19 protein-coding genes and 1 pseudogene are annotated in these 21,697 nt (G+C 74.8%); 11 read left to right on the top strand and 9 right to left on the bottom strand.

Going from position 1 to position 21,697, the window contains the following annotated elements; all coding sequences use genetic code 11:
• A pseudogene (locus tag JNW98_RS18640) lies at positions 1–597 on the bottom strand (N-acetyl-gamma-glutamyl-phosphate reductase); the annotation flags it as partial.
• A 241-nt stretch (positions 598–838) separates the two neighbouring features.
• Between JNW98_RS18640 and JNW98_RS18645 the strand changes: the two are divergent.
• The 3 genes from JNW98_RS18645 (at position 839) to JNW98_RS18655 (ending at position 3,390) form a co-directional block, all read left to right on the top strand.
• Positions 839–1,360, top strand: coding sequence for an AAA family ATPase (locus JNW98_RS18645; protein WP_223769389.1), 522 nt, complete (start codon positions 839–841; stop codon positions 1,358–1,360).
• A gap of 601 nt (positions 1,361–1,961) precedes the next feature.
• Complete coding sequence (locus JNW98_RS18650; RefSeq protein ID WP_372459274.1) at positions 1,962–2,474, top strand: GNAT family N-acetyltransferase; 513 nt, start codon at positions 1,962–1,964, stop codon at positions 2,472–2,474.
• Positions 2,475–2,499: 25 nt separating this feature from the next.
• On the top strand, positions 2,500–3,390 hold the full coding sequence (locus JNW98_RS18655) for an AraC family transcriptional regulator (RefSeq protein ID WP_223769391.1): 891 nt from the start codon (positions 2,500–2,502) through the stop codon (positions 3,388–3,390).
• A gap of 31 nt (positions 3,391–3,421) precedes the next feature.
• Here JNW98_RS18655 and JNW98_RS18660 read toward each other — a convergent pair whose 3' ends face one another.
• Positions 3,422–4,336 (bottom strand): DUF2268 domain-containing putative Zn-dependent protease, encoded by a 915-nt coding sequence (locus tag JNW98_RS18660; RefSeq protein WP_223769392.1) that lies wholly within the window; start codon positions 4,334–4,336, stop codon positions 3,422–3,424.
• A gap of 359 nt (positions 4,337–4,695) precedes the next feature.
• Here JNW98_RS18660 and JNW98_RS18665 point away from each other — a divergent pair, with 359 nt between their 5' ends.
• The 4 genes from JNW98_RS18665 to JNW98_RS18680 all read left to right on the top strand — a co-directional run bounded on the left by JNW98_RS18665 (position 4,696) and on the right by JNW98_RS18680 (position 7,776).
• Positions 4,696–5,571: a S1 family peptidase gene (locus JNW98_RS18665; RefSeq protein WP_223769393.1), complete on the top strand. Its 876-nt coding sequence runs from the start codon at positions 4,696–4,698 to the stop codon at positions 5,569–5,571.
• 158 nt (positions 5,572–5,729) lie between these two features.
• On the top strand, positions 5,730–6,254 hold the full coding sequence (locus JNW98_RS18670) for a hypothetical protein (protein WP_223769394.1): 525 nt from the start codon (positions 5,730–5,732) through the stop codon (positions 6,252–6,254).
• Between the two features lie 162 nt (positions 6,255–6,416).
• A complete protein-coding gene (locus JNW98_RS18675; RefSeq protein ID WP_223769395.1) occupies positions 6,417–7,043 on the top strand; it encodes a LysE family translocator in 627 nt (208 codons plus the stop codon).
• Between the two features lie 22 nt (positions 7,044–7,065).
• Complete coding sequence (locus JNW98_RS18680; protein WP_223769396.1) at positions 7,066–7,776, top strand: MOSC domain-containing protein; 711 nt, start codon at positions 7,066–7,068, stop codon at positions 7,774–7,776.
• A gap of 449 nt (positions 7,777–8,225) precedes the next feature.
• Here the strand turns inward: JNW98_RS18680 and JNW98_RS18685 are convergent, their stop codons facing one another.
• Positions 8,226–8,783, bottom strand: coding sequence for a TetR/AcrR family transcriptional regulator (locus JNW98_RS18685; protein ID WP_223769397.1), 558 nt, complete (start codon positions 8,781–8,783; stop codon positions 8,226–8,228).
• Between the two features lie 111 nt (positions 8,784–8,894).
• On the opposite strand from JNW98_RS18685, the gene JNW98_RS18690 reads away from it, so the two are divergent.
• Together JNW98_RS18690 and JNW98_RS18695 are read left to right on the top strand one after the other, a co-directional pair.
• A complete protein-coding gene (locus tag JNW98_RS18690; protein WP_223769398.1) occupies positions 8,895–9,491 on the top strand; it encodes a DUF2867 domain-containing protein in 597 nt (198 codons plus the stop codon).
• Positions 9,492–9,732: 241 nt separating this feature from the next.
• On the top strand, positions 9,733–11,331 hold the full coding sequence (locus JNW98_RS18695) for a glycosyltransferase family protein (RefSeq protein ID WP_223769399.1): 1,599 nt from the start codon (positions 9,733–9,735) through the stop codon (positions 11,329–11,331).
• 43 nt (positions 11,332–11,374) lie between these two features.
• Here the strand turns inward: JNW98_RS18695 and JNW98_RS18700 are convergent, their stop codons facing one another.
• Positions 11,375–11,935 carry a TetR family transcriptional regulator gene (locus JNW98_RS18700; RefSeq protein WP_223769400.1) on the bottom strand — a complete coding sequence of 187 codons (561 nt, stop codon included), beginning with the start codon at positions 11,933–11,935 and terminating at the stop codon, positions 11,375–11,377.
• Between the two features lie 272 nt (positions 11,936–12,207).
• On the opposite strand from JNW98_RS18700, the gene JNW98_RS18705 reads away from it, so the two are divergent.
• Complete coding sequence (locus tag JNW98_RS18705; RefSeq protein WP_372459273.1) at positions 12,208–13,482, top strand: beta-ketoacyl-[acyl-carrier-protein] synthase family protein; 1,275 nt, start codon at positions 12,208–12,210, stop codon at positions 13,480–13,482.
• A 432-nt stretch (positions 13,483–13,914) separates the two neighbouring features.
• On the opposite strand, the gene JNW98_RS18710 is transcribed toward JNW98_RS18705, so the two are convergent.
• Both JNW98_RS18710 and JNW98_RS18715 read right to left on the bottom strand, forming a co-directional pair.
• The gene (locus tag JNW98_RS18710) at positions 13,915–15,579 is read right to left on the bottom strand and encodes an ABC-F family ATP-binding cassette domain-containing protein (RefSeq protein ID WP_223769402.1); all 1,665 of its coding nucleotides are present in this window, start codon (positions 15,577–15,579) and stop codon (positions 13,915–13,917) included.
• Positions 15,580–16,611: 1,032 nt separating this feature from the next.
• Complete coding sequence (locus JNW98_RS18715; RefSeq protein ID WP_223769403.1) at positions 16,612–17,178, bottom strand: MarR family winged helix-turn-helix transcriptional regulator; 567 nt, start codon at positions 17,176–17,178, stop codon at positions 16,612–16,614.
• 285 nt (positions 17,179–17,463) lie between these two features.
• Between JNW98_RS18715 and JNW98_RS18720 the strand changes: the two genes are divergently transcribed.
• Positions 17,464–18,543: an alkene reductase gene (locus JNW98_RS18720; RefSeq protein ID WP_223769404.1), complete on the top strand. Its 1,080-nt coding sequence runs from the start codon at positions 17,464–17,466 to the stop codon at positions 18,541–18,543.
• A 41-nt stretch (positions 18,544–18,584) separates the two neighbouring features.
• On the opposite strand, the gene JNW98_RS18725 is transcribed toward JNW98_RS18720, so the two are convergent.
• The 3 genes from JNW98_RS18725 to JNW98_RS18735 all read right to left on the bottom strand — a co-directional run bounded on the left by JNW98_RS18725 (position 18,585) and on the right by JNW98_RS18735 (position 21,658).
• Positions 18,585–19,385 (bottom strand): ATP-grasp domain-containing protein, encoded by an 801-nt coding sequence (locus JNW98_RS18725; protein ID WP_223769405.1) that lies wholly within the window; start codon positions 19,383–19,385, stop codon positions 18,585–18,587.
• 1 nt (position 19,386) lies between these two features.
• Complete coding sequence (locus JNW98_RS18730) at positions 19,387–20,079, bottom strand: response regulator transcription factor (protein ID WP_223769406.1); 693 nt, start codon at positions 20,077–20,079, stop codon at positions 19,387–19,389.
• Positions 20,080–20,338: 259 nt separating this feature from the next.
• Positions 20,339–21,658, bottom strand: a complete 1,320-nt coding sequence (locus tag JNW98_RS18735) for a sensor histidine kinase (RefSeq protein ID WP_223769407.1) — start codon at positions 21,656–21,658, stop codon at positions 20,339–20,341.
• Between the last annotated feature and the right edge of the window lie 39 nt (positions 21,659–21,697).

Genomic DNA, 21,697 nt, shown 5'->3' on the forward strand with positions numbered 1-21,697 from the left:
GTACGGACTCATCGACCCCATGACTTCACTACCAAGCAGCTGCGGCTTGACGCTCTTCCCGGCCCCGGACGTCCCCGACGCCGCCACAATGACGGCCTCCGGCTCCACCAGCCCCGCCCCGAAAGCGGGCCACAACGCCAACGACACCGCCGTCGGATAACACCCCGGCACCGCCACCCGCTTCGTCCCGCGCAGCCGCTCCCGCCCACCGGGCAGCTCCGGCAGCCCGTACGGCCACGTCCCCGCATGCGGCGACCCGTAGAACCGCACCCACTCCCCCGCGTCCCGCAACCGGAAATCCGCACCACAGTCGACCACCAGGACCTCCGGCCCCAGCTCCTCGGCGATGGCCGCCGACTGCCCGTGCGGCAGCGCGAGAAAGACGACGTCATGCCCCGCGAGCACCTCGGCGGACGTCTCCTGGACGACCCGCCCGGCCAGCGCCGGCAGATGCGCCTGCACCTCCCCGAGCGTCCGCCCGGCACTGCTGTTGCCGGTCACCGCCCCGATCTCGACACGCGGGTGCCCGAGCAGCAGACGCAGCACTTCGCCGCCCGCATACCCACTCGCTCCGGCCACGGCCGCTCGTATTGCCATCGGGGTTCCTCCTCGTCGATGGCATGACTATACGAATCGAGGAAGATTTATGCAATAGCCTCAGTGGGCTACCCGGCGCACTGGTGCGCGCGGAGGCGGGGGGCGGAGGCGGAGGCAAGGACGGGGGATCCGGCCCCCGGCGGTTCGACACCGCTCCGGGAACCACGGGAGCCGTCCGGAAAGCCGTCCGGGCCCCTCCGTGCCTGCCCTTGCGGCCCGTACGGCGCTAGCGTTGAGCACCATGATCGTATGGCTCAACGGCACCCATGGCGTGGGCAAGACAACGACGAGCGCGCTCGTGCAGCGGCTGATCCCGGATTCCCGGGTGCTCGACGCCGAGAAGGTCGGCGAGACGCTCATGGACATCTCGCCGAAGCTGCCCTGGACGGGCAACTTCCAGCACTGGCCGCCGTGGCGGCCACTCGTCGTCGAGACCGCCCGCCGCGTACTCGACTACACCGGGGGCACTCTGGTGATGCCGATGACCGTCCTGGTCGAACAGTACTGGCGGGAGATCAGCGCCGGCCTCGCGGAACACGCCGTTCCCATACGGCATTTCGTCCTCCACGCCGACCAGGAGACCCTTCGCGGGCGCATCGAGGGCGACCCCGTCATGGGCCCTTCCGCGTTCCGCCTCGCCTACCTGGAGCCCTACGCCGAGGCGGCCCGCACCTGGCTGCACCGCGAGGCCGAGGTCGTCGACACCACGCACCTCACGCCCGAGCAGGCCGCCCGGCGGGTTGCGGAGGCCGTGAACGGCTGAGGGCGGCTCGCCGCTCCGGGGGTGCGATGGCGGGTGCGGCCGTCAGTCCGCGGCGGCGGGCGGTGCCGCCGCGTCCCGTTGTGCCGCCGCAAGCGGTCGGCCCGAGTCCGGGCCAGGGTGAGGAGGACCTGGGCGTTGTCCCGGTTCTTGTGGGCGTTCTAGTAGGTCAGATAGGCAATGGTGTCGCCCACGCGGAGCACCACGTCCGTGCTACGGGTGGCGTGGCGGGCCGCCAGCCGGACGGCAGGCCGAGCAGGCCCGTCAGGGCCTTCCGGAGCGCCTCGGCATCTGGAGCTCCCGCCGAGGCCGTCGCCTCGCCCTCGGGGCCGGTCTCGGCGTCGGAGTCCGTCCCGCCGTCAGTGCAGCCTGCCGCGCGGAGCAGCAGCCCCGCCGCCAGGACCCCCACGCGCGAGCGCGCTCCCCACCTGGTGTGACGCGCCGTTCCTCCCCCTCAGCGTTGATCGTTCCGGAACGCGGCCGAGCATAGGACGGCGAGCGGCCCGGCGCGGCTACGGCCCGGTCCGGGAGCCGTGCGAAGATCACCGCCGTGAACGAGACACATCTCGGCCGGCGTGACGAGACACGCTTCGACGTCGACGGCATCCGCTTCCGCCGCGCCCTCGGCACCGACACCGACCTCGCCGCCCTCGTCCGGCTGCGGGACGCGGCCGCTCGGTGGATGCTCGCCCGGGGGGTCACCGGTCAGTGGCGGCCGGGCGAGCTGGGCGCGGAGCACTTCCGGCGGGTCGCCGAGGAGGGCGAGGTCTGGCTCGCGGAGGCCGGCGGACGGGTGGTCGGGGCCTGGGAACTGTGGTGGGAGGACGAGGACGCCTGGGGGCCGCGGCCGCCGGTGGCCGGGTACGTGCACCGGCTGATGGTGGACCGGGACGTCGCCGCGCCCGGGGCGGGAAGGCTGTTGCTGGGGGCCGCCGAGCGGCGGGTGGCGGAGGCCGGCCGGGAGTTCGTCCGGCTCGACTGCCTCGCCGGCAACGCGCGCCTCACCGCGTACTACGTGGACGCCGGCTACCGCGTCGTCGGCCGCAAGGACGGCAAGCCGCAGCCGGGAGGGGCGCCCAAGTCGTTCGCGCTGCTGGAGAAAGAGCTCCGAGGGTGAGCAGCGGCACGGAAGAGGGTCCGGCGTGCTGGAGCGGCTGAACCAGGCCCTCGCGTACGTCGAGGAGCACCTCGACGGGACCGTCGACGCGGCCGCGCTCGCGCGGATCGCGGCCACCTCGGAGTACCACCTGCGCCGGATGTTCTCCGCGCTGGCGGGCATGCCGCTGTCGGAGTACGTCCGGCGCCGGCGGCTCACCGTGGCGGGGGCCGAGGTGCTCGCCGGGCGCGCGACGCTGCTGGAGATCGCGGTGCGCTACGGCTACGGGTCCGGCGAGGCGTTCGCCCGGGCGTTCCGCGCCGTGCACGGCGTCGGGCCCGGGGAGGCGCGGCGCACGGGCGCGGCGCTCGTCTCGCAGCCCCGCCTCTCCTTCCGCCTCACCGTCGAGGGGAGCGGCAGCATGCGCTACCGCGTCGTGGAGCGGCCGGAGTTCCTCGTCGTCGGCTTCCGGGCCCGGGTGCCCCTGGTGCACGCCGGGCACAACGCGGCCATCGCCGACTTCCTCCGCGGCCTCGACGCGGCCGCCCTGGCGCGCTTGGAGGAGCTCGCGGACCAGGAGCCGCGCGGTGCCGTCTCGGTCTGCGACGGCCTGGACCCGAGCCGCGCCGAGGGCACCGAACTGGACTTCTACCGGGGCGTGATCACGTCCCCGGGCGCCGCCGGGGCGGCGGACGTGCCGGAGGGCACGGCCGTCCTCGGCGTCCCGGCCGGGACCTGGGCGGTGTTCACCACCGGCGGGCCGGTGCCGTCGGCCGTCCAGAACCTCTGGCGGGACGTTTTCACGGAGTGGTTCCCCTCCATGCCGTACCGCAGCCGGCCCGGCCCGGAGATCCTGGACATCCGGCTGTCGCCGGACAAGGCCGAGGCCGAGGCGGAGTTGTGGCTTCCGGTGGAGCGGGAGGAGCAGCGGGGCTGAGGCGGAGGCCGTGAGGGCGACGGGTCCGGCCTCACGCCTTCGTCGGCACCCCGGCGTTCCGCAGGATCTCGCTCGCCGGCAGGGCCACGCTCTGGGCGGCGGTCAGGCCGGTGGCCGCCATGTGCGCCTCGACGATGCGCAGGCCGACGGCGTAGCCGGCGAAGTCCGGGAGGCCGACGGGTTCCTGGCCCATCAGCCGGGCGGTGTCGTCGCCGAGGACGTAGGGGAAGACGTTCCCCATGCCGGCCACGTCGACGTCGGCGGTGATCCGCTCGTAGGCGTCGTCCAGGCGGTCGCCGGTCAGCGCCCGGGTCCAGGGGCCCAGCCCCTGCTCGCCGGCCAGTTCGCGGGCGAACGCCTCGGCCAGTCCTTCCGCGACGACGTGTTCGCCGACCGTCACGGCCGCCGGGTTCCAGGCGACGTTGGCGTAGCGGACGTTGTGGTGCAGTTCGTGGGCGGCGGCGTGGGCGATGTTCCGCAGGCTGGTGTCGGTGGGCCACATGAACAGCTGGAGGGCGCCCGGGAGGCCGCCGAGGCCGAAGTAGCCGGAGCTGCGGACGGTGAGGTGGTGGTCGTCGGGGTCGCCGAGGACGATGACGACGTGGACGGTCTCGGCGTGCCGGACGCCGGGCGCGGCGGCGTCGATCCGCTCCCACGCGGCGGCGAGGGAGTCCGCCACCCGGTCCCACACCCCCGCCTCCCGCATCCGCCGCACGGCGTCCGGGAGCCGGGGGTCGTCGGCCCGGGAGCCGTCGGCCCGGGAGCCGTCGCCGAGCGGGAAGCCGCTGCCCATGCGGTGGGCCTGGACGGGGTCGAAGTCGCCCAGGACGGACAGCGGGCCCTCCAGCGGGGCGTAGAGCTCCCGCAGGGCGTCGGGGCGCTCCGCCGGGGGGCGGCTGAGGATGTCGAGCATGGTGGTGGCGGTGTCGTGCACGATGATCTTCATGGGTCGAGACCGTAGAAGTTGACGTAGCGTCAAGGTCAAGTTCGTGATGCCTTCCGCTCTCGCGTCCCGTCCACCGCGACCATCCGCCATTCCCGTCCGCCGTTCCCTGTACGGACGTTCCCGCAGGTCAGAGCAGCGAAAGCGTTCCGGCGTCCCGGATCGGGCGGGTGGGCTGGCAGGGCGGCGCGAGGTCCGGGCAGGGTGGTGACGGCGGGACGGACGGGGCAGGCGGGCCGCCGATGCCGCGTCCCACTGACACCGTCGACAACATCGGCACCGCAGCACTGCCGACACCCGCGGCCCGTCCCGGCCCACGCCTGACGACATCACCACCACCGCACACGCACCACGGGGGACCCATGCCCGAGAACATGTCCACGCTCACGTCCACGCCCACCCGCCGCCGGATCTCCGCCACCCTCCTGGCCGGTGCCGCGCTCGTCGCCGCTGCCGGGGTCGCGGCCCCGCCGGCCGCCGCCGTGCGGGGCGGGGCGTCTGCCACGAGCGCGGAGGCGCCGTTCGCCGTACTGATCAAGAACCCGGACGCGGCGGAGGGGCCGGACAGCACGTGGTGCGGCGGCACGCTCGTGGCGCCGGACAAGGTGCTGACCGCCGCGCACTGCGTGTCCAACGCGCCACGCCCGACAGCGCTGACCGTGGTCGGCGGACGCACCGACCGGCTCTCGAAGGCCGGGCAGGAACGGCGCGTCACCCACGTCACGCTGGACCCGGAGTACACCTTCGACCTCGTCCACGACGCGGCCGTGCTCACCCTGGACCGCCCGATGCCGTACAAGCCGCTGCGCGTCGCGACGGACAAGGACGCCGCGCTGTACCGGAACGGGCGTACGGCCACCGTCTACGGCTGGGGGCACACCGCCCGGGACACCCAGGGCCGGAAGCTGCGCAAGGCCACGCTCGCCCTCTCCCCGCTCGCGGCCTGCGAGCCGTTCTCGAACACCACGGACACCACGCTGAAGGTGTGCGGCACGTCCGCGAAGGGCCGGTCCGACAGCATCTGCTCCGGCGACTCGGGCGGGCCGCTGGTGGCGGACGGGGTCCTCATCGGCATCGTCTCGACCGGCAACAAGTACTGCGACGCGACGTACCCGGTGTCCGTCTTCACCAAGGTGAGCACGGTTGCCCCGGCGCTGGGCCTCGACAAGGGGACGGGTCCCGCCGAGGGGACGGATCCCGCCAAGGGAGCGGACCCGGCGCGGAAGCCGCGGAAGTAAGCGGGGAAGCCGCGGAAGTAAACCGTCCGCCAAGGCGAGCGGAAGGCCCGGATCCGCGATTACCGCACGGATCAAGGCCGTCGAGTACACCCCGAGGATGATCGAATCGCGACCGCAGAGCGACGCGGGACGGCGCCCGGCACGCGCAGCATGGCCGCATGCCGAGCACGAAAACCCTTCCAGATGTTCCGCGTTGGGCCCGCCGCGCCGCGACGGGCGCCGCCTGGACCAACGTCCCCTCCGGCCTCTGGCGCCTCGCCATCGCGGCGGGCGTCCCGGTGGGACTGGCCCGGTCCGAGTACGAGCAGTTGCAGGCGCCCGGCTGGGGCTCGCTCTACCTCGTCATCCTCAGCCTGATCTCCGAGGCGCTCGCGCTGCTCGCCCTCGGGCTGGTGCGGGAGTGGGGCGAGGTGTGGCCGCGCTGGGTCCCGGTCCTGCGCGGCCGGCCGGTGCCGGTCCTGTTCGCCACCTCCCTGGCGGGGTTCGGCGCGCTGGGCACGACGGTCTTCGGGGTGCTGTTCGTGGCCACGGCGGCCGACGCGGACATGGACGCCTCGCTCTGGGGCCGGTGGCTGCTCAACGCCGTCTACGCGCCGCTCCTCCTCTGGGGCCCGCTGCTGGGCGCGGTCACCGTGCACTACTACCGGCGCAGGACGGCCGCTTCGCTCCCCGCGACGGCGTGACGCCGCCGGGGGCGGGGTGCGGGCGGTACGTAGGATCCCTGGAGGATCTCTGAAGGATCCCTGGAGAGTCTCTGGAGGGTCTCTGGAGGGTCTCTGGAGGACCCGTCCCGCCGCGCACAGGAGGCGGCGCGGCAAGCGGAACCCAGAACGGGGGAACGAACGATGTGGACGCAGATCGCGACGGCCGCGGGGGTGCTCGCCCTGCTGACCGTCGTGCCGGGACCCGACATGGCCGTCGTCACCAAACGGGCCGTCGCCGCCGGCCGGGCCGAGGGCCTGCGCACCGCCGCCGGCATCACCGCCGGGCTGCTGGCCTGGGGCGTGTGCACGGTCGTGGGGCTGGCGGCGGTGCTCGCCGCGTCGGCGGAGGCGTACCTCGCCGTCAAGCTGCTCGGCGCCGGCTACCTGGCCTTCCTCGGCCTCCAGGCGCTGTGGCAGAGCCGGCGCGGAGCGCCCGCGCCCGCCCCCGCGGCGGAGGCCGCACCGAGGAACTCCCGGGGCGCCTTCGCGAGCGGCCTGATATCGAACCTGCTCAACCCGAAGATCGCCGTCTTCTACACCGGCGTCCTGCCCACCCTGGCCCCGGACGGCCTCTCCACGGCGGCGGGCATGAGCCTGCTGGTCCTGCTGCACGCGGCGCTGACCCTGGCCTGGCTGGGCACGTACGTGTACGTCGTCTCGCGCGCCCGGTCGGTGTTCGAACGGCCCCGGGTGCGGCGTGCGCTGGACCGCGTGACGGGCGTCGTCCTGCTCGGCTTCGGTCTCCGCCTCGCGGCCGAGACCGCCTGACCGGGGCGGGGACGAGTCACGGATGCACCCGACACTGGGCACGGTCGAACGAATCTGGCGCTATCCGGTGAAGTCCACCGGCGGCGAGGCGCTGGAACGGGTGGACGTCGAGGCGCGGGGGCTGGTGGGTGACCGGCTGTACGCGGTCCGGGACGCCGAGGGCCGGTTCGGCTCCGGCAAGAACACCCGCCGCTTCCGCCGGATGCCCGGCCTCCTGCGGCTGCGCTCCCGCTACCCGGACGGTTCCGACGTGCCGCAGCTGCTGGCCCCGGACGGCGTCCCGGTCCCGGACGCCACCGCCTACCTGCGCGCCTACCTGGGCCGAGACGACGTCGAGCTGGCCCGGGAGCGTGCGGTCTCGCACTTCGACCAACTGCCCGTCAGCGTGCTGACCACCGCCACCCTGGACTGGGTACGGGCGGCGGTGCCAGGCGTGCCCGTCGACGAGCGCCGGTTCCGTCCCAACCTCCTCGTACGGACGCCGCCGGGCACCCGGCCGTTCGTCGAGGACGACTGGTTCGGCCGCACGGCGTCCGTCGGCGACGGCGCGCGCCTGCACTTCGAACGCTCCAGCGAGCGGTGCGCCATGACCAACGAGGCCCAGCAGGACCTGCCGCACTCCCCGCTCGTCCTCCGGGCCATCGCCCGCGGCCACGCCATGCGCCTGGACGCGCTGGCGACGGTGGCACGGCCGGGGCGGGTACGGGTCGGGGACGCGTTGGTCCTGGCCTGACGGGCTGAGGCCGGGCCGTTCGAGCCGAGCCGGGGTGGTCCGAGCAGGTCGGCCTACGGCGACTGACGGGTCATCAGGCCCGTAGGCCAACAGGCCAACAGGCCAACAGGCCAACAGGCCAACAGACCGACAGACCGACAGACCGACAGACCGACAGACCCACCGGACGGCAGCAGACGGCGCCCCACTCGCCCCGGAGTCCCGGAGCCCCGGAGCCCCGGAGCCCATCCCAGGACCGGCCCCCGGGACGACGCGGCCCGCCACCGCCGTACCCCGCCACAGCCACGGCCACGCCGGCCGCGCGGCGGCCCAGCCCCTCGACCGTCACGGGCGTGGGCGCGGTCACGGGCGCGGGCGCGGTTACGGGCGCGGTCACGGGCGCGGGCGCGCGGGATCAAGGCCGCACAGAACACCGCAAGCGCGGACGACCGCCCCGCCCGGCGGTGAAATCACCGCAGCAGCAGCTCCCGCGCAAGTCCCAGCACCTGTTCCCGGTCATACCCGCGTTCGTCGGCGGCGATCAGGTGGTTGCCGATGCGCAGGGCAAAGACGAGCATGCTGCGGGCCTCGACGTCGCCGGGGTCGGGGCAGAAGGAGCCGAAGAGCGCGCGCAGGTAGTCCATGCGCCGGTTGTCCACCCGGCGCAGCTGCCGGGCGACGGCCTCGTCGCGTCGGGCCCACTCGCGGATGGCGAGGTCGAGGGCGACGCCGCCCGCGGGCCCGCGGGTCGCCGAGGCGATGGCGAACAGCCGCTCCAGCCTGGCCCGGGCGTCCCCGCCGCCTTCCTCGACGCGCTCGATGATCTCCTCGGTGGTGAGGCGCTCCCAGGTGTCGAGCATTTCGGCGAGGAGCGCGTCCCGGTTCCGGAAGTACCCGTAGAAACCGCCCTTGCTGACGCCGAGCGCCTGGGCGAGCACTTCGACCCGGACGGCGTCCGGCCCCCCGGCGGCGAGCGCGCGCAGCCCCTCCTCGATCCACTTCTCGCGAGGCGTGCGCGTCGCACCCATGCTGTGGCTCCCCTCACTCCGCCCGCCTCTATACGGCTCCGTATAGACGGGTCTAACCTGCGTTCTATACGGCATCGTATAGAACGATCGCACCGATCGAGGAGGCCATCCATGCGTCTTCCGACCACCGCCCACACCTCCCGCCCCTGGCGGATCCACGAGATCGCCGGCGACTTCCGGGTCGACGACGTGTGGGCACTGCCGACGCCCGGCGGACCCGACGACTTCGACCGCCTGATCCGCCAGTTCACGGACGGCGGGGAGCGGTACGGCTCCTCCCTCGCGGCCCGGGCCCTGTTCGCCGTCCGGTGGAAGCTCGGGGCACTGCTCGGCTGGGACCGGCCCGGCACCGGACTGGACACCCGGGTGCCGTCACTGCTCGACCGGCTGCCCGCCGACCTCCGCGAGGGGCCGAGGGGGCCGGGGGCGCACACCGGCACGTTCCGGTCCGTGTACCTGACCCAGGACGAGTGGGTCTGCGAGATCGCCAACCGGACCGTGCACGCGGTGCGGCACATCGCCTGGGTGCCGGACGGCAAGGGCGGCCACCGCGGCCAGATGGCCGTCCTCGTGAAGCCGAACGGCCCGCTCGGCACCGCCTACATGGCGGCGATCAAGCCGTTCCGCTACTTCGTGGTCTACCCGGCGATGCTCCGGGAGACCGGCCGCAAGTGGCGGGCCGGGGTGCCGCGCGTGCCCACCGCCTGAGGGCGCGGGGACCGCGGCGGGGATGGTGCGCCCGGTGGGCCGGTACGGGGGTACGACCGACCGGGGGCCGCCCCGCCGCCCTACGCCTCCTCTCCCTTTTGGATGGGGAGATACGCATTGCGGATAATGTGCCCAAAGCGGGAGGCGCGCTCCTGCCCCGCGTCCCGCGCGAGGCCGCCCGCCGCCCAGGCCCCGAACCGCCCGGTCGGGAGCGCCGGCGACGAAAGACGAAAACAGCCCCGTGACGACGACCTCTCCCGAACCCACCCTGCCGCCCGCCGCACCCGTCACGGCCGGCGGCCCCGCCGGCCGCGCCCGGTGGGCGCGCGTGGCCGGGTGGGCGGCGCCGGTCGTGGCGTTCGTCCTCGGTGTGTGGGGGAACACGCGGCCCTCCGCCTGGACCGACGAGATCGTCACGATCGACGTGGCACGGCGGTCCTGGCCGGAACTGATGGAGCTGCTGGGGCGGGTGGACGCGGTGCACGGCCTGCACTACGTCCTGATGTACTGGGTCGGGCGGGCGAACGGCGGGCTCAACGAGTTCACGACGCGGGTGCCCTCCGCGCTGGCGGTGGCCGTGGCGGTCGCGGGACTGGTGTGGCTGGGGCGGCTGCTGGGCGGTCCGCGGCTCGGGCTGTACGCGGGGCTGCTGCTCGCCGTGCTGCCGACCGCGTCGCGGTACGCGCAGGAGGCCCGCTCGTTCGCGTTCGTCATGGCGGTGGCGGTCCTGGCCACGGGCGTCCTGGTGAAGGTGCTGACCGGCGGGGCCCGGAAGCGGTGGCTCGCCGGTTACGCCGTACTGACCGCCCTGCTGGGCTGGTTCAACGTGCTGGGGCTGCTGCTGCTCGCCGCCCACGCGGTCACCGTGGTGCTCCGCCGTCCCGGCCGCCGCGTCTTCGTCCGCGTGCTCCTCGCCCAGGCCGCGGGCGTGGCCGCCGTCGTCCCGCTGCTGGTCCTCGGCTCCGCCCAGAGCTCCGCCGTGGGCGAGGCCGCCCCGGTCACCGCGGGCACTCCGGTCAACTACCTCACCTGGCTGCTCACCCCGGGCCAGGACACCCTGCCCACCGCGCTGCGGCTCCCGCTCGTCCTCACCGCTCTGACCGCCCTGGTCCTCCTCGCGGCGCGCCGGCGCGCGGCCCCGCCCCTGGCCCTCGCCGTGGCCGCGCCCTGGCTGGCCGTCCCCCCGCTGCTCCTGCTGGCCGTCTCCCTCGGCCACCCTCTCTTCGCCTACCGCTACCTGCTGTTCTGCCTGCCTGCCCTGGCCCTACTGCTCGCGACGGCCGCCACGGTCGTCCCGCGACACCGGTGGCGGCCGCTCGCGCTCCCGGCGGTCGCGCTCCTTGCGGCCGTGCCCCTCGCCGCGTCCCATGTCGCCATCCGCCAGGAGGACAGCCGCCCGTGGGACACCCGCGCCGTGATCAGGACCCTGCGCATCCACGACGCCCCCGGTGACGCCGTCCTCTTCAGCGGCGCCCGGTGCGGCCTGATCGCCACCGCGTTCAAGGAGGCGTTCATGCACCGCCCCGACCTGGGCCGGGACCGGACCGCCGCCGGAGTCGGCGCCCTGGACAACCTGCCCGCCGACCCGGGCCTGCTGCGCGAGCGGCTGGACGGGACGTCCCGCGTCTGGCACATCACCTGCGGCCACCTCTCCTCCGGCGCCCGCGAGGCCGCCGCCCGAACCGCCGCGGCCCAGGAACGGGTCCTGGACCGTGCCGGGTTCTCCCCCGCCTACCGCCACCGCGCCCGGGGTGTGGAGATCACCCTTGTCCGGCGGACCGAAGCCGGGCGATCCGTGGCGGCCGCGGGCCTGCGGGGACCCGGACGCGCGGAGCGCTGAGGCCCGTTCAGGTCTCAGGCCCTGGGCTTCCCTCCCGGCGGGCTCACGCCCGCAGCAGCCCCGCGAAGCGGTCCACCGCGCGGTCGGCGCGGTCGCGGTCGCCCGTGACGGCGAGGTCGAGCAGGAGGCCGCGGACGAACGCCATGACCACCGTGGGCGTGACGGTGTCGCCGGGACCCTCGGTGACGTCGCGGAAGGTGGCGCCCAGGGTGCCGAACCAGTCGGTGACCAGGGTGGCGAGGTCGGGGTAGTTCTCCGGGTGGGCCACCGCGTCGGCGTGGACCTCGAAGAACAGGCGGACGTACGGCACCCGTTCGGGAGCGCTGATCCAGGCCCAGAGCGCGCGCAGCCGCTCCTCCGGGCCGGCCGTCTCCGGCGCCAGCTCCCCCGCGACGCGGGCCGCGCCGCGGCGGCGGGCCTCGACGAGGATCGCGGAGACGAGCTCCTGCTTGCTGCCGAAGTCGTAGAGCAGCATCCGCGGACTGGTGTCCAGGGCCGCCGCCAGCGGGCGCAGGCTCAGGCCGGCCAGGCCGTGTGCCAGGACGTGGTCGGCGGCCCGGGCGAGCACGCGCTCCCGCCGGGCGGGGTCGGTGGGTCGCGCCACGCGGCATCACCTGGTTCCTCGGTCGTTCTGCGGTCGTTCTTGGTCGTGCTTGGTCGGTCCTCCGTCGATACCTCCGCGGCATCGCGACGCCAGTTTATGGTACGACTGTTTCACTAACCGGCGGGGAGGTGTCGGCGCCGCCGTCCTCCGGGAAGAGCATTGTAGGGATCCCACACAACAACGCCATCGGAATGTTTTGATCAAGGTATCCACAGCAGCCCCCATCCGTTGACAGGGTGGGTTCTCAAGCCGATCCCGGCCGCGATTCCGCGATGCGGGATGTTGTTTACCTGTTCTTCTACTACAAAGGGGGCCCACCAGTGAGCGCTGGGAGCACCAACGCCGTACTGGTCACGGGACTGGGAGCCACGACACCGCTGGGTGGCGACGCCGCGTCGACCTGGTCGGCGATGCTGGCCGGGGAGTCCGGGATCGGGCCGATCGAGGAGGAGTGGGCAGCGGAGCTGCCGGTCCGGATAGCGGGCCGGCTGAAGGTGGAACCCACCGAGGTGCTGGACCGGGTGAAGGCCCGCCGGATGGACCGCTGCGAGCAGATCGCCCTGATCGCCGCGCGTGAGGCGTGGGCCGACGCGGGCCGGCCCGACGTCGACCCGGAGCGGCTGGCCGTCGTCATCGGGACGGGTACCGGCGGCGCCCTGACCCTGCTCGGCCAGGACGACGTCCTGGAGACCTCCGGGGTCCGGAAGGTCTCCCCGCACACCGTGCCCATGCTGATGGCCAACGGTCCCGCCGCCTGGGTCAGCATCGACCTGGGCGCCCGGGCCGGCGCCCACACCCCCGTCAGCGCCTGCGCCTCGGGCGCCGAGGCCATCGCCCAGGGCATGGACCTGATCCGGCTCGGCCGCGCCGACGTGGTCGTGGCGGGCGGCACCGAGGCATGCGTCTGCGCCCTGCCGATGGCCGGGTTCGCGCAGGCCAAGGCGCATTCGACGCGCAACGACGAGCCCGGGCGCGCCTCCCGGCCGTTCGACGTCGACCGCGACGGCTTCGTCATCGGCGAGGGGGCCGCCGTCGTCGTCCTGGAACGCGCCGAGTTCGCCGCCGCCCGGGCGGCCCGCGCCCACGCGACGCTGGCCGGCGCCGCCGTCACCTCCGACGCGCACCACATCACCGCCGCCCACCAGGACGGACAGGTACGGGCCATGCGCCGGGCGCTCGCCGACGCCGGGCTGTCCCCGCGCGACATCGCGCTCGTCCACGCCCACGCGACGTCCACCGCGCTGGGCGACCTCACCGAGGCCCGCTCGCTCGCCGAGGCCGTCGGCACGCACCCGGCCGTGACGGCCACCAAGTCGATGACCGGCCACCTCTTCGGAGCGGCGGGCGCGCTCAGCGCGGTCGCCACCGTCCTGTCCCTCCGCGACCAGGCCGTCCCGCCCACCCGCAACCTCGACAAGCAGGACCCGGACATCCCCCTGGACGTCGTCACCGGCACCCCTCGCCGCGGCCCTCTGACGGCGGGCCTGGCGAACGCGTTCGGCTTCGGCGGACACAATGCGTCGCTTGTGTTCACGCCGGCGCCGTAGCGGGTTCGCTTGGCAGGCCACGCCACGCCCGGCCCCGGGCCGGGCCGGGATGCGGTGCTGGGAGGTGAGGCGGCCCGGCAGCCGGCAGCCGATGGCCGGGCGGCCCTCGGACCGGGGCCGGCCCCGGAGCCGCAGCCGGAGCCACAGCCGGGGGCCGGGGCCGGGACGCGCCACCACCACCGCGTAGGAAGTACGGCTAAGCGCCACACCTCAGGCGCCCAAGAACGCCGGATACCCAACACCCCACGCTCGCGCGACGAGCGCGACGAGCGCGACGAGCGCGACGAGCGCGACGAGCGCGACGAGCGCGACGAGCGCGACGAGCGCGGTCCGTCACCCTTGTGTCCGGTCCGGCCGGCGGCCGCGCCAGGCCGGAACGGCCGGTCCGCGTCGCCGCCCTCGGAGTCACCCGCAGCCCGCCCGCCCGGCCGCTCAGTCCTCGTCGGCCATCTCCGCGCGCACCTCCTCCGCCGACGTGTCCCGCAGGCCGCCGCCGTCCAGCCACAGCCAGCGGGTGACGCCGAGGGACTCCAGGAAGCGGAGGTCGTGGGAGGCCACGATCAGTGCGCCCTCGTACGAGTCCAGGGCGGTCGTGAGCTGCCGGACGCTCGCCATGTCCAGGTTGTTCGTCGGCTCGTCGAGGAGGAGCAACTGCGGGGCGGGCTCCGCGAGCATGAGGGCCGCCAGCGCGGCGCGGAAGCGCTCGCCGCCGGAGAGCGTGGCGGCCTGCCGCGTGGCCCGGGCGCCCCGGAACAGGAAGCGGGCCAGGCGGGCACGGATCTCGTTGGGGGTCGCCTCGGGCGCGAACCGCGCCACGTTCTCGACGACGGTCAGCTCGTCGTCGAGGACGTCGAGCCGCTGCGGCAGGAACCGCAGCGGGACGTGGGCGGTCGCCTCGCCGGAGTCGGCGTCGAGCTCGCCCGCGACCGTCCGCAGGAGCGTCGTCTTGCCGGCGCCGTTGCGTCCGACGAGTGCGATCCGCTCGGGCCCGCGCAGCTCGAACTCGCCGTCCACCCGGCCCCCGTGGCGCAGCCGCAGCTCGCGCAGGGTCAGCACCGAGCGGCCCGGCGGCACGGCCGTGTGCGGCAGGTCGACGCGGATCTCGTCGTCGTCGCGGACGGCTTCCGCCGCCTTGTCGAGCCGTTCCCGCGCCTCGGCGACCCGCTCCTCGTGCAGGATGCGGTGCTTGCCGGCGGAGACCTCGGCCTGGCGTTTGCGCATCCCCATGACGATCTTCGGTTCGCGCTTGCTGTCCTGCATCTTCTGGCCGTACCGCTTGCGTCGCGCCAACACGACGTGGGCGTCGGCCAGTTCGCGCTTCTGCTTGCGCAGGTCGGACTCGGCCACCCGGACCATGCGCTCGGCGGCCTCCTGCTCGGTGGCCAGCGCCTCCTCGTACGCGGAGAAACCACCGCCGTACCAGGCGATCCCGCCCGCGCGCAGATCGGCGATCCGGTCGACGCGTTCGAGCAGTTCGCGGTCGTGGCTGACCACGACCATGACGCCGGACCACACCTCGACGGCCGCGTACAGGCGGCGGCGGGCGTACAGGTCGAGGTTGTTGGTGGGCTCGTCGAGGAGGAGGACGTCCGGCCGGCGCAGCAGCAGCGCGGCCAGGCGCAGCAGTACCGACTCGCCGCCGGACAGCTCGCCGGTGGTGCGGTCGAGGCCGATGTGGCCGAGCCCGAGGCCGGCGAGGGTCGCCGCGGCGCGTTCCTCGACGTCCCAGTCGTCGCCGACCGCGGCGAAGTGCTCGTCGCGGACGTCGCCCGCCTCGATGGCGTGCAGGGCGGCCCGGGTGCGGGCGATGCCGAGGACGTCCTCGACGCGGAGGGCGGTGTCGAGCGTGACGTTCTGCGGGAGGTAGCCGATCTCGCCGGCCACCCGCACGGTGCCGCCGGCCGGGCGGATCTCCCCGGCGATCAGCTTCAACAGCGTCGACTTTCCCGAGCCGTTGACGCCGATGAGTCCGGACCGGCCCGGTCCGAAGGTGGCGTTGAGCCCGTCGAAGACGGTGGTGCCGTCCTGCCAGGCGTAGGCGAGGGAGGTGCAGGCGATGGAGGCGGGGGTGGAGGTGGAGGTGGAGGGATGGGACATACGGGCCTCGCAGGGGTCGCGTGAGGTGGTCTGGGTGACAGGCCGGGCATACCGGCGGCAGCGCACGAGAACACCGCGGGGCGACCGAGGAGGGCGAGGGAAAGCACGGAAGGCTCCCCGCACCGGCGGGAGGACGGCTGAAGCGTCGAGGTCGCACACGGAACGCGGGCAGCGGACGCGGGAACGGCGTGGCTGCGCGCGGCGCGGTGTCTCAGGACCTCAGACGAGCAACGTCCTTCTCCGATCTACGTCAACAGGGGCGGTGCCCACCGTAGGAAGGGCGGGGAGGGCGCGTCAACGCGTTTTCCGTCGCCGCGGGGCGCCTCACGGAAGCCGTCGGCCCGGCGACGGCGTCGGGTGCGGAAACCGACCGCCCGGCCCGCACGCTCCGACGGCCTCCTCCCCGGGCCGGGCAGGACCGGACAGGGCCGGCCTCGCGGCGGTCCTCCGGAAGAAGCGGGCCGGGAGGCGACCGCGGCGCGCACGGGCGCGCCCTGCCGGATCACCGCCGGTCGCGGCACGCGGCACACGGCCCGCCGCAAGGAAGTCGGCGCGAGCGGACCGGCGTCACGCCCCGCGCCGGTGGAAGCGGTCCGCGACGCGTCAACCGTCCGGGTCGCGTGGACCGCCGGCGCACTGAGCACACTCGGCGCGAACGCGAACACCAGGGCCGCGCCCACCACACCCCGGCGAGGCCCTCGCGCGTCCGGTCACCGACGATCCGGTCACCGACGATCCGGGCGCCGGTGATCCAGCCCGCAAGCAGGGTGCCCGGAGAGAGCGCCTGGGCGAAGCCGCAGTCGTCACAGCCGACGGCGTCGAGGACGCGCCGCGCCGTCTCCCCGGCCGCCCGCGGCAGCGACGGCGTCACGGCGGCCCGCCCGCCACACCCGCCCCACGCGCGAGCTGCGCGACATCGGCGAGCGAAGGCAGCCGCTCACCGAAGCCGCGGACGACGTCCGCCACGACCGCGCGCCGTCCGGCTCGCGACCGTGACCGGCCTCCGTAACCGGCCTCCGTCAACGGCCTCCGTCAACGGCCGCCACCCGCCACCTCGCCCCCGGCCACCGTCCGGGCGAGGTTCTCCTCTAGGCGACCCAGCGCCCGCAGGGCCGCTTCCCGCTCCTCGGCGGTGAGGTCGCCGGTGGCGCCCTCCTCCAGCCGGGTCCAGACGCGTTCGACCTCGTGACGCAGGGCGCGGCTGGCCGCGGTGGGCTCCACGAGGACGGCGCGCCGGTCGTCCGGGCAGGGGCTGCGGCGGACGAAGCCGGCGTGTTCGAGCCGCTGGATGGTGCGGGTCATGGTGGCGGCGTCGGAGTCGAGCAGCCGGACGAGATCGGCCTGCCGCTGCGGGCCCAGCTCCCACAGCTGCATCATCACCAACTCCTGCCCCGGGTGCAGTCCGACGGCGCGCAGCAACTGCCCGGCGATCATGCGGTGCAGGCGGGCCACGCGGAAGATCGCGTGGCTGACCGGACCGGTCCGCGCCGAGGCAGGGACGGACAGCGTCACCCCGTCCGTCGTCGCGGCGGCCGGGCAGCCCTCCGCGCCCTCCGGCTCCCCGGCGTTCCCACTCGTCGACCTCGTCGACCGACTCATCCCGGCACCCGACCTTTCCCTCGCCGGCCTGCGGCGCACGCGCACCTCCAGGCCACTGACTGTCCGGACAATCATCCCTCCCATAGGGGAGATAGCGAGCCTACTACGGGGAGCAGCCCCCGCGAGAAGGACGCCATCACCTGCACAAACACCCGCCACCATCCCTCCGAAGCCCAAGCCCACGAGGATTTACTTGTTCGAACAGGTAATTGCGTGCATCATGGTGTCCACGAGCTCCCGCCCGGCCCCCGAGGACCCCGGTGCGGCCGACGAAAGGAATCCGACATGACCACCGCGTTCGAACCGATCGAGCTGAGCGGCAAGCGACTGGCCAACCGCGTCGCGATGGCCCCGATGACCCGCAGCCGCGCCTTCGGGCCCGGCGCCACCCCGACGCCCTCGACGGCCACGTACTACGCCCAGCGGGCCGGAGCCGGGCTGATCGTCACGGAGGGGATCCAGCCGTCGGTCGTCGGCCAGGGCTACCCCGACACCCCGGGCCTGCACTCCGACGCGCAGGTGGCGGCCTGGCGGACGGTGACCGACGCCGTCCACCGCGAGGGCGGAACGATCTTCGCCCAGCTGATGCACACCGGCCGCGTCGGCCACCCCAGCCTGCTCCCCGACGGCCTGGTCCCGGTCGCCCCGTCGGCCGTCACCCCGCAGGGCCAGGTCTTCACCCACCAGGGCCCGAAGGACTTCGAGACGCCGAAGGAGCTCGACGAGGCCGAGATCCGCGCCACCATCGCCGACTTCGCCGCCGCCGCCCGCAACGCGATCGCCGCGGGCTTCGACGGGGTCGAGGTGCACGGCGCCAACGGCTACCTCATCCACCAGTTCCTCGCCCCGAACGCCAACCGGCGCACCGATGGCTGGGGCGGCTCGGTCGAGGGCCGGATCCGCTTCGCCGTCGAGACGGTCAAGGCCGTCGTGGAGGCGGTCGGCGCGGAGCGGGTCGGCTTCCGGATCTCTCCCGGCAACCCGTACAACGACATCGCGGAGACCGACGCGGACGACCTGACGGAGACCTACGGCACGCTGCTGGAGCGGCTGACCCCGCTGGGCCTGGCCTACCTGCACCTGATGGAGGGCCCGGACCGCGACCTGACCCTGCGGCTGCGCAAGGACTGGCCGGGGACGTTCGTCCTGAACCCCTTCACCCACCCCGACCCCACCGGCCCCGAGGCGCTCGGCCTGATCGAGGACGGCACGGCCGACATGATCGCCTTCGGCGCGCTGTTCCTGGCCAACCCCGACCTGCCCCGCCGCCTCCAGGCCGGCGGCCCCTTCAACACGCCGGACCGGGCCACCTTCTACGGTGGCGACGACAAGGGGTACACCGACTACCCCGCCCTGCCCGCCTGAACGGGCACCTCCGGGTCGGGGCCCCGCCCCTCACGCGCACCTCACGCGCCCCGGCAGAACCCGCGGTCCCGCTCGGACAGCAGCTCGCGTGGGCCCGCCGCGCGGAGGACGACGTCCAGGGCCCGGTCCGGATCGGCCGCGTAGCAGTTGCTGAACCAGGCCATGTTGGCCTCCACCACCGCCCACTCGGCGTCCGGCGCCCGCTCGGTGCGCAGCAGCCCGACGTCGACGACGACCGCGCTGGGCAGCGTGTCGCCGCAGGTGGCGAGGAGGCGGCGGGCGAAGGAGAGGACGGCGGCGCGGTGCGGGTGCCCGTCGAGGGGGGCGGATTCGAGGCGCCCGTGGACCGCGTACTGGCTGCCGGCGCGCACCTCGCCGTCCAGCACGAACAGCCGGAACTCCACGGCCCACTCCACCACTTCGCCGACCTGCACCGGCGTCCCATCCGGCAGCTCGTCGGCGGCCGGCAGCCCGTCGCCGCCCGCGTGGACGGCGGCCCGGAAGCTCTTGTCGGACGGCGGTTTCACGAAGGAGGGCCGGTCCAGGCGGCGGGCCGCGCCCAGGGTCGTCAGCACGGTCTCCCGGCGGCGGAAGGCGAACGGCAGCCGGGGCAGCCAGTCGTCGGCCGGCTCCAGGAGGGCCACCCCGAGGCCGGCGCCGAACCGGGCGGCGTAGTGGGGGCCGCCGTAGTAGTGGCCGCCGCCGGGGCCCGTTCCGTCGCCCGTGGGGCGGGCGGGCAGCGTCACGACGTCCATGCCGCGGCGCCGGGCGGCGCGCGCCAGCAGGTCGCGGGTCGTCGTGTACTGCGGGGCGAGGCCGAGGACGCCGCTTCCCGACGGCACGTCAGGACTCCCCGGCGTCGTGCACCAGAAGCGCGATCTGTACCCGGTTGTTGAGGCCGAGCTTGGTGAGGACGCGGGAGACGTGCGTCTTGACCGTGGGCACGCTCAGGTAGAGGTCCGCGGCGATCTCCGCGTTGGACCGGCCGCGGCCGACGGCGACGGCGACCTCCCGCTCGCGCTCGCCGAGCCCGGCGAGCCGCCGCCGGGCCAGGGCCGCCCGGTCGCCGGGCCCGGTCCCGTCCGCCACCTGGGCGATCAGCTGCCGGACGACGGCCGGCGAGAGCACCGGTTCCCCGGCGGCCACCTTCCGCACGGCCTCCACGATCTGCGGCGGCGGGGTGTGCTTGAGGACGAAGCCGGCGGCGCCGGCCCGCAGGGCGCGCAGGACGTGGTCGTCGGTGTTGAACGTGGTCAACATGACGACCTCGGGCGGGTGCGGGCGGCGGCGCAGCGTCTCCGTGGCCGCGAGTCCGTCCACCGTCGGCATCCGGATGTCCATCAGGACGACGTCCGGGGCGTGCGCGTCGACCAGCGGCTCCACCTCGGAGCCGTCCGCCGCCTCCGCGACGATCTCCACGCCGGAGGCGCCGCCCAGCATCAGCCGCAGCCCCGAGCGGACCAGCGGGTCGTCGTCGACGAGGAGGACGCGGATGGGCGCGGGAGCGGGCTCAGGAGCGGGCTCGGTCTCGGTCACCGGGCGGTCCTCGGGCTTCTCGGGCTGCCTCGGGGTGGGCGAGGGCGGCGGCAGGCGGGTGGGGCTCACTTTATCGGCCGGCCGGGGCCGGCGCCGGGGGACGGATCCGGGGTCCCGGGCCGGCGCCGGGGGACGGATCCGGGATCCCGGGCCAGCGCCGGGGGACGGATCCGGGATCCCGGGCCAGCGCCGGGGGACGGATCCGGGATCCCGGGCCGGCGCCCGGGGGAAGGACCCGGGACCCCGGCCCGCCCCCCGGTCACGCGGGGGCGGGCGGCGTACGCCGCCCGCCCCAGGGCAGCCACGCGCGCAGCCGGAACTCCCCGTCCACGCAGCCGTGTTCCAGCCGGCCGTCCGCCAGCCGGGCGCGCTCGGCGAGGCCGGTGAGGCCCTGCCCGGCGCCCGGGATGCCGGAGCCCTGAATGCCGGCACCCGGGATGCCCTCGCCGCGAAGGCCCGCGCCGGGAAGGCCCGCGCCGGGAAAGGCCGCCCCCGTAACGCCCCCGCGAGCCCCCACCGGCACCGCCACAGGAACCGCACTGCGCAACGCGTTGCGCACCTCCACCACCAGCCCCGCCTCCGGGCCGCCCTCGACGGTGACGGTGACGTCCGCGCCGGGCGCGTGCTTGCGGGCGTTGGTGAGCCCTTCCTGCACGATCCGGTAGGCGGTGCGCCCGGTGACGGCGGCCGGCGGCACGCCGCCGGACCCGCCCCCGCCCTCGCCCCCGAGCTCACCGCCGGCCCCACCCTCGGATCCACCCTCCACCCGCACCCCGACCTCCACCCGCATGCCGGCCGCCCGCGACTCCTCCACGAGCCGGGGGATGTCGTCGAGGGTCGGCTGCGGCCGGTCCGGGGTGTCGCCGGCGGGCGGCCGCAGGACGCCGATGATCTCGCGGAGGTCCTCCAGGGCCTGGTACGCGGCGTCCCGGATGACACCGGAGGCCCGCCGGATGTCCTCGGCGGGTGCGTCCGGCCGGAACTCCAGCGCACCCGCGTGCACGCTGAGCAGCGAGAGGCGGTGCGCGAGCACGTCGTGCATCTCGCGCGCGATCTCCTCGCGCACCTGCCGCCGCGCCTCCTCCGCCGCCCGGTCGGCGCGTTCCCGCAGCCCGGCGACGAGCTGGCTCCGCGAGCGGACGTACAGGCCCCAGCCGAAGGCGCCCGCGACCAGGGCGAAGTAGGTGAACGCGGCGGCGGTGCCGGGCTCGTCGAGCGACGGCCGGCCGAGCAGGAAGAGGGGCAGCGGCAGGGCCGTGAACGCGGCGACCCACCGGGTGACGCGCGGCGGCCGGTGGGCCGCGACGGTGAACAGGGCGACCATGATCGGGCCGGCCGCGAAGTGTGAGAAGGCCCCGGTCACCACCAGCGCCACCGCGACCTGCACGGGCCACCGCCGCCGCAGGAACAGCGCCGCGCAGGCGAGGCCGCCGGCCAACTGGTCGGCCAGGAGGGCCGCGTCGGACAGCCGGCGGCCGTCGAGCGCGTCCTCGGCGGTGGCCACCGAGAAGGCGGCGGCGAGCAGGAAGCACCCGAGGTCGGCGAGCCGGTCGCGGGTGGCGGGACGGAGGCGGGTCATGACCGGAATGTACGCGTTCCCGGGCGACGGGCGGCGGGC

This window comes from Streptomyces huiliensis (assembly GCF_020037025.1).
In the GTDB taxonomy this organism is placed as follows: Bacteria; Actinomycetota; Actinomycetes; order Streptomycetales; family Streptomycetaceae; genus Streptomyces; species Streptomyces huiliensis.